13 protein-coding genes, 1 tRNA gene and 1 pseudogene are annotated in these 15,804 nt (G+C 73.0%); 9 read left to right on the plus strand and 6 right to left on the minus strand.

The window, feature by feature from the left end:
• The 4 genes and pseudogenes from HF519_RS16315 to sp36 all read right to left on the minus strand — a co-directional run.
• Window positions 1-670 (minus strand): annotated as a pseudogene (locus tag HF519_RS16315) (hypothetical protein); the annotation flags it as partial.
• 106 nt (window positions 671-776) lie between these two features.
• The gene (locus HF519_RS16320) at window positions 777-1,415 is read right to left on the minus strand and encodes a hypothetical protein (protein WP_169413814.1); all 639 of its coding nucleotides are present in this window, start codon (window positions 1,413-1,415) and stop codon (window positions 777-779) included.
• Window positions 1,415-1,873 (minus strand): RidA family protein, encoded by a 459-nt coding sequence (locus HF519_RS16325; protein ID WP_169413815.1) that lies wholly within the window; start codon window positions 1,871-1,873, stop codon window positions 1,415-1,417. The genes HF519_RS16320 and HF519_RS16325 overlap by 1 nt, the downstream gene beginning before the upstream one ends.
• A gap of 11 nt (window positions 1,874-1,884) precedes the next feature.
• Window positions 1,885-2,067, minus strand: coding sequence for a Sp36 family protein (sp36, locus tag HF519_RS16330; RefSeq protein ID WP_169413816.1), 183 nt, complete (start codon window positions 2,065-2,067; stop codon window positions 1,885-1,887).
• Window positions 2,068-2,137: 70 nt separating this feature from the next.
• Here sp36 and bagA point away from each other — a divergent pair, with 70 nt between their 5' ends.
• Together bagA and bagB are read left to right on the plus strand one after the other, a co-directional pair.
• Window positions 2,138-3,193, plus strand: a complete 1,056-nt coding sequence (gene bagA, locus HF519_RS16335; protein ID WP_169413817.1) for an ATPase BagA — start codon at window positions 2,138-2,140, stop codon at window positions 3,191-3,193.
• The gene (gene bagB, locus HF519_RS16340; protein WP_169413818.1) at window positions 3,190-4,377 is read left to right on the plus strand and encodes an ATPase BagB; all 1,188 of its coding nucleotides are present in this window, start codon (window positions 3,190-3,192) and stop codon (window positions 4,375-4,377) included. Before bagA ends, bagB begins: the two co-directional genes overlap by 4 nt.
• 79 nt (window positions 4,378-4,456) lie before the next feature.
• Here bagB and HF519_RS16345 read toward each other — a convergent pair whose 3' ends face one another.
• Entirely contained in the window at window positions 4,457-4,816 is a 360-nt protein-coding gene (locus HF519_RS16345; RefSeq protein WP_169413819.1) for a WhiB family transcriptional regulator, read from the minus strand.
• A gap of 176 nt (window positions 4,817-4,992) precedes the next feature.
• Here HF519_RS16345 and HF519_RS16350 point away from each other — a divergent pair, with 176 nt between their 5' ends.
• The 7 genes from HF519_RS16350 to HF519_RS16380 all read left to right on the plus strand — a co-directional run bounded on the left by HF519_RS16350 (window position 4,993) and on the right by HF519_RS16380 (window position 14,119).
• On the plus strand, window positions 4,993-7,422 hold the full coding sequence (locus tag HF519_RS16350; protein ID WP_312860146.1) for a transglycosylase domain-containing protein: 2,430 nt from the start codon (window positions 4,993-4,995) through the stop codon (window positions 7,420-7,422).
• Between the two features lie 105 nt (window positions 7,423-7,527).
• Window positions 7,528-8,316 (plus strand): hypothetical protein, encoded by a 789-nt coding sequence (locus HF519_RS16355; protein WP_169413820.1) that lies wholly within the window; start codon window positions 7,528-7,530, stop codon window positions 8,314-8,316.
• Window positions 8,317-8,527: 211 nt separating this feature from the next.
• Window positions 8,528-10,576: a bifunctional MFS transporter/dTMP kinase gene (locus HF519_RS16360; protein ID WP_169413821.1), complete on the plus strand. Its 2,049-nt coding sequence runs from the start codon at window positions 8,528-8,530 to the stop codon at window positions 10,574-10,576.
• Window positions 10,577-10,646: 70 nt separating this feature from the next.
• The gene (locus tag HF519_RS16365; RefSeq protein ID WP_169413822.1) at window positions 10,647-11,798 is read left to right on the plus strand and encodes a DNA polymerase III subunit delta'; all 1,152 of its coding nucleotides are present in this window, start codon (window positions 10,647-10,649) and stop codon (window positions 11,796-11,798) included.
• A 43-nt stretch (window positions 11,799-11,841) separates the two neighbouring features.
• Window positions 11,842-12,261 carry a nuclear transport factor 2 family protein gene (locus tag HF519_RS16370; protein ID WP_211170117.1) on the plus strand — a complete coding sequence of 140 codons (420 nt, stop codon included), beginning with the start codon at window positions 11,842-11,844 and terminating at the stop codon, window positions 12,259-12,261.
• A 111-nt stretch (window positions 12,262-12,372) separates the two neighbouring features.
• Window positions 12,373-12,449 (plus strand) — tRNA-Thr (locus tag HF519_RS16375).
• A gap of 1,187 nt (window positions 12,450-13,636) precedes the next feature.
• Window positions 13,637-14,119 (plus strand): hypothetical protein, encoded by a 483-nt coding sequence (locus tag HF519_RS16380; RefSeq protein WP_169413824.1) that lies wholly within the window; start codon window positions 13,637-13,639, stop codon window positions 14,117-14,119.
• Here HF519_RS16380 and HF519_RS16385 read toward each other — a convergent pair.
• On the minus strand, window positions 14,008-15,762 hold the full coding sequence (locus tag HF519_RS16385; protein ID WP_312860147.1) for a SulP family inorganic anion transporter: 1,755 nt from the start codon (window positions 15,760-15,762) through the stop codon (window positions 14,008-14,010). The two genes, HF519_RS16380 and HF519_RS16385, sit on opposite strands and share 112 nt — an antisense overlap.
• Window positions 15,763-15,804 lie beyond the last annotated feature (42 nt).

Consider the following 15,804-nt stretch of genomic DNA (forward strand, 5'->3'; position numbering starts at 1 on the left):
CGATACCCGCACCCCTCCGGGGGGCCACGGCGTCACGGCCGGGCCGGGCGGGGGCGCCGTCCTCCCCGATCGGGCGGGCGGAACGCAGCGCCTCGACGTGGTAACCCGGCAGGACGGCCCCGGCGGGGAACGTCTCCACCGACGACGGGGCGCCGGCCCGGTCCAGGGTCGCTGCCAGCTGGTAGGCGAGCACCTCGGCCACGGTGTGCGCATCGGGCCCGATCTCCACCAGCACCACGGGATGGGGCAGCGGGCCGGGCGCGGAGCCGGCGGGAGTGAGCCGCCAGCTCAACCAGGTCCGGCAGTTCCCGAGCTGACGGGCGGCGGGGCCGGTCAGAACCTCGGCGATACGCGCGGACCGGGCGGGCTGCCCGGCGTCGCCGTGGAACGCGTGCGGGATGCCCTCCTCGTGGGTGGCCCGGGGCAGCGCCTGTTCGGCGTCGAGCTCGATGCGCAGGTTGCGCCCCGCGGCCACGACGGCCTCGCGGACATGGGGTGGCAGGATGGCCCGGTCCGCGATGAGAGTCGCGGTGAGCAGTTCGAGGGCCTGCCCGTCCTCGCCGATCGCGATCAGCTCGCGGCTCGAGGCGAGCAGGTCGTCGTCCACTCTGCCGGCCAGAGCGAGCAGCAGGTCGTGTGTGGTCAGGAGCGGTGTAGCCGGGCCGGTCACGGAGCCTCCTCGCTGGCGCTCGTCGGGGCCGTCTGCGGCGGCGCCGTGCCGAGTGCCCGCCTCGCGGGCTCGGTCACGGCGGCTCCTTCGCTCAACTGGCTCCAGGTCACATTCCGATTAACGCGCCGGCAGGGGTCTCGGTGACGGTCGGACTCTCCGCCGCCGTCCACACCGGTGCGGATCCGACGATCGCGGCCTGGTGATAGGCGGGTGGCTCGAGGTACGACGGGAGCACCTCGACACACGGGGTGCGTTCGCCGTGCGCCCGCAGCAGCCGCTGCAGGGTGCCGGCGAGCGCCCACGGCCGGTCGGCCCCCAGCACCAGGACGACGCGCTGCTCGCCGCGGCCGTCGATGCGCAGGCTCTGCCGCAGTTCCGTGGTGCCGGCGTGCCCGCGGACCACGGCCAGCACGCTGAGTGTGGCCAGGTCGGGGACGGCGGGCCCGGCCCGGAACTGGGCGAGCGGCGGGTCGGGCGTGTGCACGGGGAGCACGGCGTCGAGCAGCCGCCGCGGGGCGCCCCAGCCGCCGACGGCGTTGATCAGCAGGTCCCGCTCGACCTCGGTCAGCCCCACCCGGTTGCGGAGCAGGGCCCGGGGCAGTGTCGCGCTGACCGCGGCCCGGCCCTCGACGGCGAGCCAGTCCCGCAGGCGCCACAGCAGGTCGTCGGGCAGTCGCCCGGCCAGCCGGAGCAGCAGTTCGTGGCAGGCCTGGTCGGCCCGGCCGAGCTGGGAGACGCCGCTCATCAGGACACCTCGACGACGATCTCGACCTCGACCGGCGCGTTCAACGGCAGCTCCGCCACCCCGACCGCGGACCGGGCGTGCAGGCCGGCCTCGCCGAACACCTCTCCGAGCAGCTCGGAGGCCCCGTTGATCACGGCGGGCTGGCCGCTGAAACCGGGGGCGGAGGCGACGAAACCGACGACCTTGACGATGCCGACCACGGAATCGAGCCCGACCAGCGCGTCGACGGCGGCGAGCGCGTTGAGCACGCAGATGCGGGCGTGGCCGTAGGCGTCCTCGACGCCGACCTCCGTGCCGACCTTGCCCGTCGCCACCAGCTTCCCTTCGACGAGGGGAAGCTGACCGGCGGTGAAGACCAGCGAACCCGATCGCCGGGCTGGGAGGTAGGCGCCTGCCGGAGCGGCCACCTTCGGCAGCGTGATGCCGAGTTCGCGCAGACGTTCGTTGGGCTTCGACACGGCCACGTCGCTCAGCCGCCCTGGACCGGGCGCTTGAAGAAGGCCACCAGCTGCTCCGGGTTCGCCCCGGACGTCACGGTGACCAGTTCCCAGCCGTCTCGACCGAAGTTGTCGAGGATGGCCTTGGTGTTGTGGATCAGCAGTGGGGCGGTGAGGTACTCCCACCGGGTGACCTGGGCGCCGGGCGAGCTCATGGCGCGACTGTAGTGCTCGCCTCATCGCCTCTGACGGGCCGCCCAGGCAGTGCGTCCGTAGGCTGGCCACGTGACGTCACCCGGTTGGCCTGCGGCGCTGCACGGCGTCCGTCTGCACGTGGTGTCCGGTAAGGGCGGTACCGGCAAGACGACGGCGGCGGCCGCGCTCGCGTTGGCCCTGGCCAGCGGCGGAAAGCGCACCCTGCTCGTGGAGGTGGAGGGACGCCAGGGCATCGCCCAGGTCTTCGACACCGCCCCGCTGCCGTACGAGGAGCGCAAGATCGCCGTGGCCCCCGGGGGCGGCGAGGTCCGCGCGCTCGCCGTCGACGCCGAAGCGGCCCTGCTCGAGTACTTCGAGATGTTCTACCGGCTGGGCATGGCCGGTCGGACGCTGCGCCGGATGGGCGCGATCGAGTTCGCGACGACGCTCGCCCCGGGGCTGCGCGACGTGCTCCTCACCGGCAAGGTCAAGGAGTGCGTCACGCGCACCGGCGCGGACGGGCGCTACGTCTACGACGCCGTGGTTCTCGACGCCCCGCCGACCGGCCGCCTGGTCACGTTCCTCGACGTCACCAAGGCCATGGCCGACCTGGCCAAGACCGGACCGATCCACAGCCAGGCCGAGGGCGTCGTCCGGCTGCTGCACTCGCCGGCGACGGCCGTGCACCTGGTCACCCTGCTCGAGGACCTCCCGGTGACCGAGACCCTGGAAACCGTCCACGAGCTGGCCGCGGCCGATCTGCGGACCGGTGCGGTGATGGTCAACAAGGTGCGCGAGCAGTGGCTGCCCGATCGGTCGGTGGCCCCGGCGGCCGGTGGTCGGGTCGACGCGGCGCGGGTGCGCAACGGCCTGTCCGCGGCCGGGCTGGACCTGCCCCCGGAGGTGATCGACGGGTTGGTCGCCGAGACGGTGGAACACGCGATCCGGGTGCACGCCGAGGCGGCGGCGCTGGCCCGGCTGGACAGCGAGCCGGCCGAGCCGCTGCCGCGCGTCGAGCTGCCGCTACTGCTGGGCGGCGTGGATCTGGGATCGCTGTACGAGCTGGCGGAGGCAATGGTGGATCAGGGCGTCGAGGTGCGCCACACGAGCGGGGCGCACCCGAGCGGGGTGCATGCGCAGCCATGAGCGCCGCGAAGATCCCACCGCCGCTCGACGTCGACACGCTGCTCGACGATCCGGAGACCCGGATCATCGTCTGCTGCGGTTCCGGCGGCGTCGGCAAGACGACGACGTCCGCCGCGCTCGCGCTGCGCGCCGCGGAGCGCGGCCGTAAGGCCGTGGTGCTCACGATCGACCCGGCCAAGCGGCTGGCCCAGGCGCTGGGGCTGACCCAGCTGGGCAACGAGCCACGGCAGGTGGCCGGCCTGCCCGCCGACGGCGACCGGCCCGGAGAGCTGCACGCGATGATGCTGGACATGCGCCGGACCTTCGACGAGATGGTCTACGCACACGCCGACCCGGACCGGGCCGAGAAGATCATCGCCAACCCGTTCTACCAGACCATTTCCTCGTCGTTCTCCGGGACGCAGGAGTACATGGCGATGGAGAAGCTGGGCCAGCTCACCGCCACCGGTGACTGGGATCTCGTCGTCGTGGACACCCCGCCGTCGCGCTCGGCACTGGACTTCCTCGACGCCCCGCAGCGGATGTCGAACTTCCTCGACGGCCGCATGATCCGGTTGCTCTCCTCCCCGGCCCGGGCCGGCGGCCGCAGCCTGCGCAAGATCGTCGGCGCCGGGTTCCAGCTGTTCTCCAAGGCCGTCTCGACGATCCTGGGCGGGGCGCTGCTGGCCGACGCGTCGGCGTTCGTGCAGGCCTTCGACACGATGTTCGGTGGCTTCCGCGAGCGGGCGACGAAGACCTACGCGCTGCTCCGCTCGCCGGGCACGGCGTTCGTGGTCGTCGCCGCGCCGGAGCCGGACGCCCTGCGCGAGGCGGCGTACTTCGTCGACCGGCTCTCCGAGGAGGACATGCCGCTCGCCGGGCTCGTGCTCAACCGGACCCATCCGGTGCTGGCACCGCTGTCGGCAGGGAAGGCCCGTGACGTCGCGGACAACGCCTCCGGCAGCGGTTCGAAGCTGGCCGCGGCGGTGCTGCGGCTGCACGCCGACCGGGTCGAGGTGGCCGACCGGGAGAAGCGCCTGCTCAGCCGGTTCACGAACGCCCATCCGGCCGTCCGGGTGGCCCGGGTGCCCGCGGTCGCCGGTGACATCACCGACCTGGACGGGCTGCGCGAGATCGGGTCCCGGCTGGCCGACGGCGCCGCGGCCGAGGGCCGGCCGGCCGAGCCGGTGCGGCAGGCGCGATAGCCGCTCGGTCCCACCGGGCCGGCGACCGGAGCCCCCGCTCCCGCCGCCGGCCCACCCCGCCCCCCAGGGGCCGGACCGGTCAGGCCGACTCGTCCAGGCGCACTTCGGTGGCCGCCGCGTCGTCCGCGGCGGCCATCCGATCGGCGCTCTCCTCCGCCGCCGACGCGTAGTGCGCGATGCGGGCGTCGGTGAGCAGCCGGGCCCAGGACAGGACGTCGGGCCGCCCGCGCAGCAGTGCTCGCCGCTGCCGCTCGGTCATCCCGCCCCACACCCCGAATTCGATGCGCTGGTCGAGCGCATGCGCAAGGCACTCGGTGCGCACCGGGCACGCGAAGCAGAACTGCCGAGCCTCCCGTTGCCGGGCGCCCGTCACGAACAGGCCCTCCGCGTCGCGCGTCCGGCACCTGGCCGCTGACCGCCAATTCCATCTGCCCGGCATCTCGGCTCCCGCAATCCGTCTCGTCACGAGGTCACCACCCCAGGTCGTCGAGTGACACGACCCGGCTAAGACGGATTCTGGGAGCGTCCGGTTCCCGCGGTAACCGCGCAAAACTACTCAAATCCGCGGCGACGACCTGACGAAAGGGTGACGGACCGCCGCGTACCCTGCCCTCCGTGAACTTCCCGCGCCATCTGGTCCGGCCGGTCGGCATGCTCCTCGGGCTCTGCCTGCTCGCCGGTGTCGTGGTGGCGGGGATGGCGTTCCCGTTCGCGGCGGGCGTCGGGCTGGTGTCCAACGACGCCGGCGACAGCGTCAACAGCACCTCGACCGACCTGGTCGACGGCGCACTGCCGCTGCGCAGCACGATCACCGACTCGGCCGGCCAGCCGGTGGCCTATCTGTTCGACCAGAACCGCACCGCGGTCGCGGCCAACGAGATCTCACCGGCGATGAAGGCGGCCATGGTCGCGATCGAGGACCGGCGCTTCTACCAGCACCAGGGCGTCGACTGGCAGGGCACGATCCGGGCGGTGATCGCGAACTCGGCCTCCGGGGACGTCGTCCAGGGCGCGTCGACGCTCACCCAGCAGTACGTGAAGAACTACATGCTCTACGTCGACGCCCAGACCGACGCGGAGCGGCTCAAGGCCACCGAGCAGACGCCCGCGCGCAAGCTCAAGGAAGCGCGCATCGCGTTGCAGATGGAGCGGTCGCTGAGCAAGGAGGAGATCCTGACCCGCTACCTGAACATCGTGTTCTGGGGCAACGGGGCGTACGGGATCGCGTCCGCGGCGCGGACCTACTTCGGCATCACCCCCGACAAGCTGACGGTGCCACAGGCCGCCATGCTCGCCGGGATGGTGCGCAGCACCACCGCGTTCGACCCGGTGCAGAATCCGCAGGCCGCCCTCGACCGGCGCAACCTGGTCATCGCGCAGATGCGCGACCAGGGAATGATCAACGAGGCCCAGGCGCGGGAGGCCGCCGCGGCCCCGCTGGGCATCTCGAACCCCCTCAACACCCAGCCCAACGGCTGCATCGGCGCGGGTGACGCCGGGTTCTTCTGCAAGTACGTGGTCGAGTACCTGACCGAGGCCGGGTTCTCCATCGACCAGATCAACCGCGGCGGTTACACGATCCGCAGCACGCTGGACCGCGACGCGCTGGCCAGGATGAAGGCCTCGCTCGACGCCGAGGTGCCCCCCCGGCAGCCCAACGTCGCGAACGTGATGTCGCTGGTCCAGCCGGGTCAGGACAAGCACCGGGTGCTCGCGATGGGATCCAACCGAACGTTCGGGCTGAACGCCGACGAGGAGCAGACCAGCTACGGGCTGCCCTACCAGCCGGTCAACCTCGGTGCCGGTTCCGTCTACAAGATCTTCACCGCGGCCACCGCGCTGCAGAAGGGGCTGGGGATCAACTACCAGCTCTCGGTGCCGCCGAGCGGCTACGCGTCGCCGATCTACCTCGACGGCGGCGGGCGCCCGATCCCGGTGCAGAACGCGGGCGACTACCCCGAGCGGATGAGCCTGACCGACGCGCTGGCGACGTCGCCGAACACGGCGTTCATCAAGCTCATGGAGTTCACCGGCGTGCCCGACGTGGTCGACATGTCGGTCCGGTTGGGCATGAAATCGCTGGCCACCACGCCGTTCGTCGACCCGAGGACCGGTCGGCGCACCGATCGCTCGATCGCCGAGGTGACCAAGGCGCAGCGCCAGGCCTCGTTCACCCTCGGGGTGAGCCCGACCAGTGTGCTGGAGCTGGCCAACGTCGGAGCCACCATCGCCAGCTCCGGCAAGTGGTGCCCGCCGAGCCCGATCGAGTCGGTGACCGACGCCGCCGGCAACCCGGTCCCGGTCACCGAGGCGCCGTGCGAGCAGGCCGTCGAGCCCGGCCTGGCCAACACGCTGTTCACCGCGCTGAGCAAGGACGACATCAGCGGCACCGCGGCGGGCGCGGCCCGTCAGGTCGGGTGGGATCGCCCGATGGGCGGCAAGACGGGGACCACCCAGCAGCACAAGTCGGCGGCGTTCCTCGGGCTCGTCCCGCAACTGGCCGGCGCGGTGATCACGTTCGACAACTCCAACGCCCCGCGGCCGCTCTGCGACAGCGGCGGTGCGCCGTTCGCCTGCCGCAGCGGCAACATCTTCGGCGGCAAGACGCCGGCGGAGACGTGGTTCGGGGCCGTCAAGCCGATCCTCGCGAACCAGCCGGTGCTGCCGCTGCCGCCGACCGAGGACCGCTACCTGACCGGTGGTGCCGAGTCGCGGGTGCCCGACGTCGTGGGCCGCGGTCAGAACGACGCCCGCGCGGTGCTGGAGCGTGCCGGATGGCAGGTGACCACCCGCACCGTCGACAACCTCGCCTCCCGCGGGACCGTCGTCGGGCAGAGCCCGCGGGGGACGGCGTTGCCGGGCGAGACGATCGTGCTGCAGGTCAGCAGCGGTACCGTCCCGGCTCCGCCGCCGGCGCCGACCGATGCACCCGCCCCGCCCCCGGGCGAGCAGCCACCCGGCGAGCAGCCACCCGGCGAGCAGCCACCCGCAGAGCAGCCGCCCGCAGAGCAGCCGGCCGCGGACCAGGGCGGCGGTGCCCCGTGACGCGGGGTCGCTGACACCCTGAGCAGGGCGGTCCGGTCGGTGTCGTCCGGACGCGCCGTGATCAGGCGCTGCCGTCGCGCCGTCGGCGGCCTAGCATCCCCCGCCATGGGGGAACGCGAGAGGCAGGGTGCCGACGTCCTGTTCGGTCCGGACGGCACGTCCGGTGACGGTGCGGCGGACACCGGTTCCGGCGGGCCCGAGCCGTTGCCCCGGTGGGAGCTCCCCGTCGTGCAGCTGCCGGTGATCGGGCTGAACGGGCAGGTCACCGGTCTGGCCGGGGCGGAGGACCTCGGCGCGACGGAGGCGGACCTGGCGGGGAAGGAAGCGGCCGTCGGTGTCGGAGGAGCGGGGTTCGAGGCCGCAGAGCTGCCCGTCCGCGCCGCCCAGGACGGCGAGCCGGCGCCGGCCGGGTCGGCCGAGGCACCCTCCACGGTGATCGCCGTTTCCGAACCGTCCGCTGTGCCGGACGCGGCTGCGCCCGCCCAGGCGGCGATCGTCGGGACCGTCGCGCCCACGCCTGCACCCGCGGTGGCATCGGAGCCGAACGACCCGGTTCGCCCCGACGTCGCGCCGTCCCGCGCCCAGGACGGCCCGATCGGGGCGCCGCGCCGGGCCACGGCTACCGGCCCGCAACGCCCCGGGCCCGTGATCAGCCGGCCTCGCCCCGCCGGTCGGCCGGTCGGATCCGCACCGCCCGGCCCCCCGGTGACCCGTCCGGTGACGACCGCACCCGCGGAGCTCCGGTACCGACCGCCGGTGGAAGCCGAACCGAGCATCCTGGGGCTGTCGCGGCACGCTCGGGGCCGCGCCGGTTCGCGGGCGTTCACCCTCGTCTTCACCGGCATCTTCGCGGTGATCCTGATCCAGTTGATCGTTGCGTTGCTCAACCCCTGAGAGCCGGCTGAGCCCGCGCGCACGCCCGTCACGACGGTTCTGCCTGGTGGCCGACTACCCTGTCCGCCGAAGGTCGGCATCCGCTCCCGGTGCCCGCCCAGGTCCCGGCCCAGCCCCGGGCCCGCCGAGGAGGTGAGCAGCGATCGGTTCCGAAGCCGCACCCTCCGGCGCTCAGGCGCTCTCCCCGCCGACGTCGCACCGTGTGCGCAGCGTGCTGGCGATCCCCGCTTTCCGCCGGTTGTGGCTGGTCACGGCCGTGGCTGCGACCGGTGACTGGCTCTCGCTGCTCGCGTTGACCTCGCTGGCCACCCAGCTCACCTCCGGTTACCAGGCGCAGAGCTTCGCCCTCGGCGGTGTCGTCGCCACCAAGCTGCTGCCGGCGCTGGTGTTCGGCCCGCTCGCCGGCGCGCTCGCGGACCGTTTCGACCGCCGCCGCGTCATGGTGGTGTGCGACCTGCTGCGGTTCGGCCTGTTCATCTCGATCCCGGTCGTGGGGTCGCTGTGGTGGCTGTTCGTCGCCACGTTCCTGATCGAGATCTGTGCGCTGTTCTGGATCCCGGCCAAGGACGCGTCGGTGCCGAACCTGCTGCGCCGTCCGGACCAGATCGAGACGGCCAACCAGCTCGCACTCGTGATGACCTACGGCGTCGCAGTGATCACCGCGTCCGGTCTGTTCACCCTGGTCTCCAGCGCCGGGCCGCTGTTCGGCAACGACTCCCCGCTGACCACCGTCTACGTCGCACTGATCATCAACGGGTCCGCCTACCTGCTGATCGCGACCACGGTGTGGTTCCGCATCAAGGAGATCTCCGGGCGCTCGTCGGCCCACCGGGAGGCCGGGCCGGGACTGTTCACGCTGCTGCGCGACGGGTTCAGGTTCGTCGGCAGCACCCCTCTGGTCCGCGGCCTGGTGATCGGCATCATCGGGGCCTTCGCCGCGGGTGGTGCGGTGATCGCCTCGGCGAAGCTGTACTCGGCGAGCCTCGGTGGCGGCGACGCGGCCTACAGCGTGCTGTTCGTGGCCGTGTTCGTCGGCCTCGCGGCGGGCATGGGTTCGGCGCCGCGGCTGGCCCGGCGGTTGCCGCACAACCGGCTGTTCGGGGCGGCGATCGTGGCGGCCGGGCTGTCGCTGGCGCTGGTCGCGATCGCCCCGCACCTGTTCCTCGCGCTGGGCGCGGTGGGGCTCGTCGGGGCGTTCGCCGGCATCGCCTTCCTGACCGGGCTGACGATCATCGGAGCCCAGGTGGCCGACGAGGTGCGCGGCCGGACCGTCGCCTTCGTGCAGTCCCTGGTCCGGGTCGTGCTGCTCGGCTCGATGTCGCTGGTGCCGTTGATGGTCGGACTCGTGAGCGCCCGGACGATCGAGGTGTTCGGTTACCCGTTCCTGATCGACGGGACGCGGACGGTGATGTTCGCTGGTGGCCTCCTGGCCGCCGCGGTGGGCATGTTGGCTTACCGGCAGATGGACGACCGGCGGCTGGAGCCGCTGCTGCCCGACCTGCTCGCGGCGCTGCGGCGCGGTGACCGGCGGGCAGGCTCCGGGGTGCTCATCGCCGTCGAGGGGGCGACGCCCGCGGAGACCGCTGAGCAGGCCGGCCGGCTGGCCGCCACGCTGCGGTCGCAGGGACACGTCGTCGTGCAACCCGACGACGGGGAGCGCGACCAGGCCCGCTGGGCCGCCGCCACCCGGGAGGCCAACCTGTCCGGGGCGCGCGCCAAGGCCCTCGCCGCGGCGGCCGTCCGCGCCGACCTGGTCGAGCGCGTCATCCGGCCCGCACTGGCCGACGGGGCCGTGGTCGTCGTCGACCGCTTCGTGGCCAGTCCGCTGGCCCAGTTCGGGGTGGCCGCGCACCGGATGGACGCCGAGCTCGACGCGGGCGAGCTGGAGAACCTCGCGGGATGGGCCACCGGACGGTTGCGCCCGGACATCTCGGTGCTCCTCGACCGCGCCCCCGCCGCGCCGCCCGACCCGTTCGGCGTCGGCGATCAGCCCACCACCGAGCCGCCCCGCGGGCTGGCCGGCGAGGAGCACGTCCGGGTGCAACGGCTGCTGACCCGGATGGCCGCGGCGGAGCCGCACCGCTATGTGGTGGTGGACGCCGACGGGTCGGCCGAGGAGGTGGCCGCGCGGGTGGCCGCCGGCCTGGCGCCGGTGCTGCGTCCCGCCACCGCCGACGGGGTCGGGGAGCAGGTGACGCAGCCGGTCGAGCCGCCCACCCGGCCCACCGACCTCGACCCCGATGCCCGGGCCTCGCGATGAGCGAGCTTGCGAGCGAGTGGTCGGTGCGGTGCCCGCGCGAGGCGCCGACCGAGCGCAGCGAGGGAGGGTGATGAGCGTCTGGCAGGACGTCGTCGGGCAGCCGTCGGCGGTGGCCGAGCTGAGCGCGGCCGCCCAGGACCCGAGCGCCATGACGCACGCGTGGCTGTTCACCGGTCCGCCCGGGTCGGGCCGATCGGTGGCGGCGCGGGCGTTCGCGGCGGCTCTGGAGTGTGCCCGGCACGGTTGTGGTGAGTGCACGGCGTGCCGGACGATCATGGCCGGGACACACGCCGACGTCCGCGAGGTGGTACCGGAGGGCCTGTCGATCTCGGTGAAGGAGACCCGGGCGCTCGTGCAGCTCGCGGCCCGGCGCCCGGCGACGGGCCGCTACCAGATCCTGATCGTCCAGGACGCCGACCGGCTGGGTGAGCGTGCCGCCAACGCCCTGCTCAAAGCGATCGAGGAACCGTCCGGCCACACGGTATTCCTGCTGTGTGCGCCGTCCGACCACGCGGAGGACGTGCCGATCACCATCCGGTCGCGTTGCCGGCTGGTGCCGCTGCGGAGCCCATCCGCCGAGGCGGTGGCCGGGGTGCTGGTGAGCCGCGACGGATTCGACCCGGAGACCGCCGACTGGGCGGCGGCGGTGGCGGGCGGGCATGTGGGTCGGGCGAGGCGGCTGGCCCGTGACGCCGACGCCCGGGCCCGCCGCGAGCGGGTGCTCGACATCCCGCTGCGCATCCGCGGGCTGGGTGACGCGTTCGCCTACGCGGACGAGCTGGTCCGTTCGGCGAAGGCGGAGGCCGCCGAGCTGAGCGGAACCCGGGACGCGGCAGAGCGCGAGGAGCTGGCCGTCGCGATGGGCGCCGGCGGCACCGGCAAGGGGGCCGCCGCGGCGGCCCGGGGCGCGAAGGCCGCCGAGCGCGAGCTGGAACGCCAGCAGAAGTCGCGCTCCACCCGCAACCAGCGCGACGCGCTGGACCGGGTCATCGTCGATCTGGCGGGCTTCTACCGCGACGCGCTGATCGTCGGGAGCGGCGCGCGCGTGGCGCTGGCCAACCCGGACCGCGAGTCCGACGTGCGACAGGCGGCACGGGAATGGCCCGCCGAGTCGGTGCTGCGCCGGCTCGAGGCGGTCCTCGCCTGCCGAGAGGCCCTGGACCGCAACGTCAAACCTGAGATCGCCGTCGAGGCGATGTTGATCGCATTGCACCAGGGGTGAGCGCCGCGGGTTGAACGCGGTGGGCCCGGGTAGCCCGGAGGCCATGTTCGAGGACAACCACATCCGCAACTCCACGACGCGCCGCTTCGTCGGGGCGCTGCGGCACTTCGAGCAGCAGGGCGACATCGAACCGCTGGTCGCGCTGTTCACCGAGGATGCCGAGCTCTTCCGGCTCGACGGCCGTGGCGAGCGGCGCGGCGGGGTCCGCGAGTTCTGGGAGGAGTACCGCTCGGTCTTCGCGGACGTGCGGACCCGGTTCCTCAACGTGGTCGAGGGCACCGATCCGGTCGAGGGGTACGAGGAGGCCGGTCTGGAGTGGCACAGCGTCGGCCGCCTCACCGACGGGCGCCCGGTGGACTACTACGGCTCCACCTTTCTCGGCCTCGACGGCGACCTCATCACAGCGCTGCGCTCGTACTACGACACGGCGGTGTTCCTGACGGCGCCCGTCGCCGCCGGCTGACCCGGGCGCGCGACCCCGCCCGGCTCGCTGCCGACCGGGGCTGTGGCGGGAGAGGTGCCGGGGGGCGCAAAGGCTTCGGGGGGTGCCGCTACACTGATCCCCGCACCACCCGCCGCCTTAGCTCAGTCGGTTAGAGCGACGCACTCGTAATGCGTAGGTCTGGGGTTCGACTCCCCAAGGCGGCTCCACGTAAGTCCGCAGGTCAGGCGGCATGTTCCCTCCGGCAAAGCGATCTTCAGCGAAGATCATCGGGCGACTGGTCCGCACTTGCCCGAGCGCGAGCCTCGTGGAGGCGGTCCGCGACCGTGTCGAGGTCGTCGGCGAACAGGCGGGCGTAGACGTCGAGGGTGGCCGTCGCCGAGCTGTGGCCGAGCATCCGCGAGACCACGACGACACGACACTCAGCTACTGGCGGAGGAGATCGACGGGCTCGGGGCTGCGCTCGTGGTGCTCGACGCGGCGACCTCGGTCATCGACAGCGCGCTGGACGGCGACACCCACGATGGTGCCGATGATCAGCGCGGTGGCCGACGTGAGGCCGCACTGGCCACGGCCGGCGCGGGCATCGTCCGTGGGCTGTTCGGCCGCCGGCCGACTGCCTACGGAATCCGACACGACTCACCTGCGTGGTGCACCGCGACCCCTGCGCGAGCCCGCGCGACCGCTGTGTGCGAGGAGTGTCGGACTCGCCCGGACCTGCGGGGTCGCCCTGGCAGGGTGACTGTGGACCGGGGGTGGGGCGTGGCCCGCCACCGGGCGGCCGGAGTGCCGTGGGCCGCCGGCGCTGGGCCGGTCCTTTACCGACACCGGACGCCGACCCGTTCACCCTTCGCGGGTGTGGGCGGGATCGGGGGCGACGGTCTTTATTCGGGTCACGAACGTCTGCTGGCCGGAGACGAGGAGGCGACGATGCCGCTCGGGGTGCACTCAGAGGTCCGGAAGCTCCGCAAGGTGATCATCCATCGGCCGGGTCCGGGTCTCGATGGGCGGGCCCAAGGACGTCTGGACGGACCGCGTCGACCTGCTGCGGCCCTACCAGGTGAATGCCACGCTCCTGGGTAAGACCGGTAAACCCCGGCGCCGAGTTCCTCATCCGGGGACGACCTGCTCCGTCGCAGCGGGGCCCGGCTCGACCGTCGGCAGAGCACTTACGCGTGTGGCAGGTCGGGTTGATCGGATCGGAGGATTGGCCATGACGACCGACCTTCCGTCGGAGGGCGGGGAGACATACCGCGGCGAGAACTGGTATGTGCGGACGCCACCCGCACCGGAAGAAGGTCAAGCTGCCCCACCGTGACCTTCCCGCGGATCCGGCCGAACTCGCGCTGCCGCTCCGCTACATCCCCGCTCTCTTCTGACAGTCCGATGCAACGAGGTGGTGGTGATCGCGATGCTGTTCATCGGACCCGAAGCGGACGAGGCGACGGACGAGCACGAGGGCTACGTCGCTGGTCGCTACCGCAACGGTGCGTTGTCCGATATCTGGACCGACGTGGCCCGCTGCGCCCAGGGCACCTTCACCGCATTCCTCCCGGCCTGCGAATGCGGCTGGCGAGGGGCATCGCAGCACCCCGACCAGCGGGGCCTGGACAAGTGCCGGACCGCATGGCTCGCCGAGCACTTCACCCGACTCGCCCTCGTCCGGCACGTGGTCGCCGGCCGCGAGCTGGGCCCGCGGGACTTCCTGACCGCCGGCTCCGAGCCGTACCGCGACAGCCCGGCCGTGATCACGCCGGGGTCGGCCGGTCAGGCCGTGACCGAGCCCCCCTGGGCGCCGGTCTCGCGCCGGAAAGCGTCCACGGCGGCGTCGACGGTCGGGAAGAAGTGCGCCGGGTCGATGGTGCGGATGAGCTCGTAGCGGTCGATCTTGCGCCGGACGGGGTCCTTCATCTCGGCGAACACGAGGTGCACGCCGCGGGCGTTGAGGGCCACGTCGAGCTCGTGGAGCATGTCGGCCGCGGTGGTGTCGACGTCGGTGATCGGCTCGGCGGCGACCACGATCCACCGTGGCGCGGGGTCCGCCGCAGCGCGCTCTTCCAGCCGCTCGCGGAAGGTGCGGGCGTTCGCGAAGAACAGCGGCGCGTCGAACCGCACGATGACGCACCCGGGCAGCCGCTCGGCCTCGGGATAGCTCCGGACGTCGTGGTATCCGGGCAGGCCCTGCACCCGCCCCAGCACGGTCTGGTAGGGCCACCAGGCCCGGCGGAAGACGTTGAGGACGGACAGGGCGACGGCCACCGCGATCCCGGCGAGCACACCGAGGAGCACCACTCCGAGGAAGGCGCCGACCGACAGGGCGAACTCCGTCCGGCGGACCCGGAACAACCGCACCGTCGCCGGCAGGTCCGCGAGCGAGATCGAGGCGGCGATCACCACCGCTGCCAGCGTCGGCTGCGGCAGATCACGCAGCAGGCCGGGCGCCAGGAGCAGGATCAGGGTGATCGCAACCGCTCCGACCACGCCGGCGAGCTGTGTGCGCGCCCCCGCCTGCTGCGCCACGGCGGTGCGCGAGCCGCTCGTGCTCACCGGGAACCCTTGGAAGAAGCCGGCCGCGATGTTGGCCGCCCCGATCCCGACCATCTCGCGGTTGCCGTCGACGGTCCGGCCCGCGCGGGCCGCGAAGGCCGAGGCCGTGGAGATCGTGTCGGCCAACGAGACCACCGCGATGCCGACCGCCCCCGCCGCGAGGGCCAGCAGGTCCGACACGGACACGTGCGGCAGCGTGAGCGGCGGGAACCCCTGCGGGAGCACCCCGACCAGGTCGACCCCGCGCGCGCCCAGGCCGAACACCGAGACCCCGGCGATCGAGAGCACGACGACCACCAGGACCGCCGGCACCCGGGGCAGCATCCGCTGCAGCACGAGGATCAGGACCAGCCCGGCCCCGCCGACCACCAGTGCGGCCGGCACCAGGGCGCCGCCCAGCAGGCCCTGCACCAAACCCACGACCTCCCCACCGAACCCCTCGGCGGCGACCGAGAACCCGCACAGCTTCGGCAGTTGCCCGACGAGGATCGTCAGGGCCAGGCCGTTCATGTAGCCGATCATCGTCGGTTTGGAGATCAGGTCCGCGACGAAGCCGAGGCCGCCCAGCCCCGCCACGGCGATGATCACGCCGGTCATGATCGCGAGCGCTGAGGCCAGGGCGACCGCCCGCCCGGGGTCGCCGTCGGCGACCACCAGCGGGAGGACCGTCGCCGCGATCATCGGCCCGAGCGAGGAGTCCGGGCCGAGCACGAGGATCCGGGACGGACCGAAGACCGCGTACCCGAGCAGGCAGAGGATCGACGTGTACAGCCCGGTGATCGCCGGCAGCCCGGCCAGCTCGGCGTAGGCCATGCCCTGCGGCACCAGCAGCGCGGTCAGCACCAGGCCGGCGACCAGGTCCTTCGACAGCCACCCCGGCTGGTACGTCCGCAACGTCGCGAGCCCGGGAACCAGCGACGCCGCACGGCCGCGGTGCTCCCGCGGCTCGTTCGGCGCCGACCGCTCGGGGTTCACCCCTTCATCCTCTTCGGACGGCGGGTCCTCGGCCTCACCCGC

The organism is Pseudonocardia bannensis (assembly GCF_012911875.1).
GTDB lineage: Bacteria > Actinomycetota > Actinomycetes > Mycobacteriales > Pseudonocardiaceae > Pseudonocardia > Pseudonocardia bannensis.

Bases quoted from the DNA above. Each gene is read 5' to 3' on its own strand.
- HF519_RS16320 (WP_169413814.1), bottom strand. From the start codon at position 1,415: ATGAGCGGCGTCTCCCAGCTCGGCCGGGCCGACCAGGCCTGCCACGAA.
- sp36 (WP_169413816.1), bottom strand. From the start codon at position 2,067: ATGAGCTCGCCCGGCGCCCAGGTCACCCGGTGGGAGTACCTCACCGCC.
- bagB (WP_169413818.1), top strand. From the start codon at position 3,190: ATGAGCGCCGCGAAGATCCCACCGCCGCTCGACGTCGACACGCTGCTC.
- HF519_RS16345 (WP_169413819.1), bottom strand. From the start codon at position 4,816: ATGCCGGGCAGATGGAATTGGCGGTCAGCGGCCAGGTGCCGGACGCGC.
- HF519_RS16355 (WP_169413820.1), top strand. From the start codon at position 7,528: ATGGGGGAACGCGAGAGGCAGGGTGCCGACGTCCTGTTCGGTCCGGAC.
- HF519_RS16365 (WP_169413822.1), top strand. From the start codon at position 10,647: ATGAGCGTCTGGCAGGACGTCGTCGGGCAGCCGTCGGCGGTGGCCGAG.
- HF519_RS16370 (WP_211170117.1), top strand. From the start codon at position 11,842: ATGTTCGAGGACAACCACATCCGCAACTCCACGACGCGCCGCTTCGTC.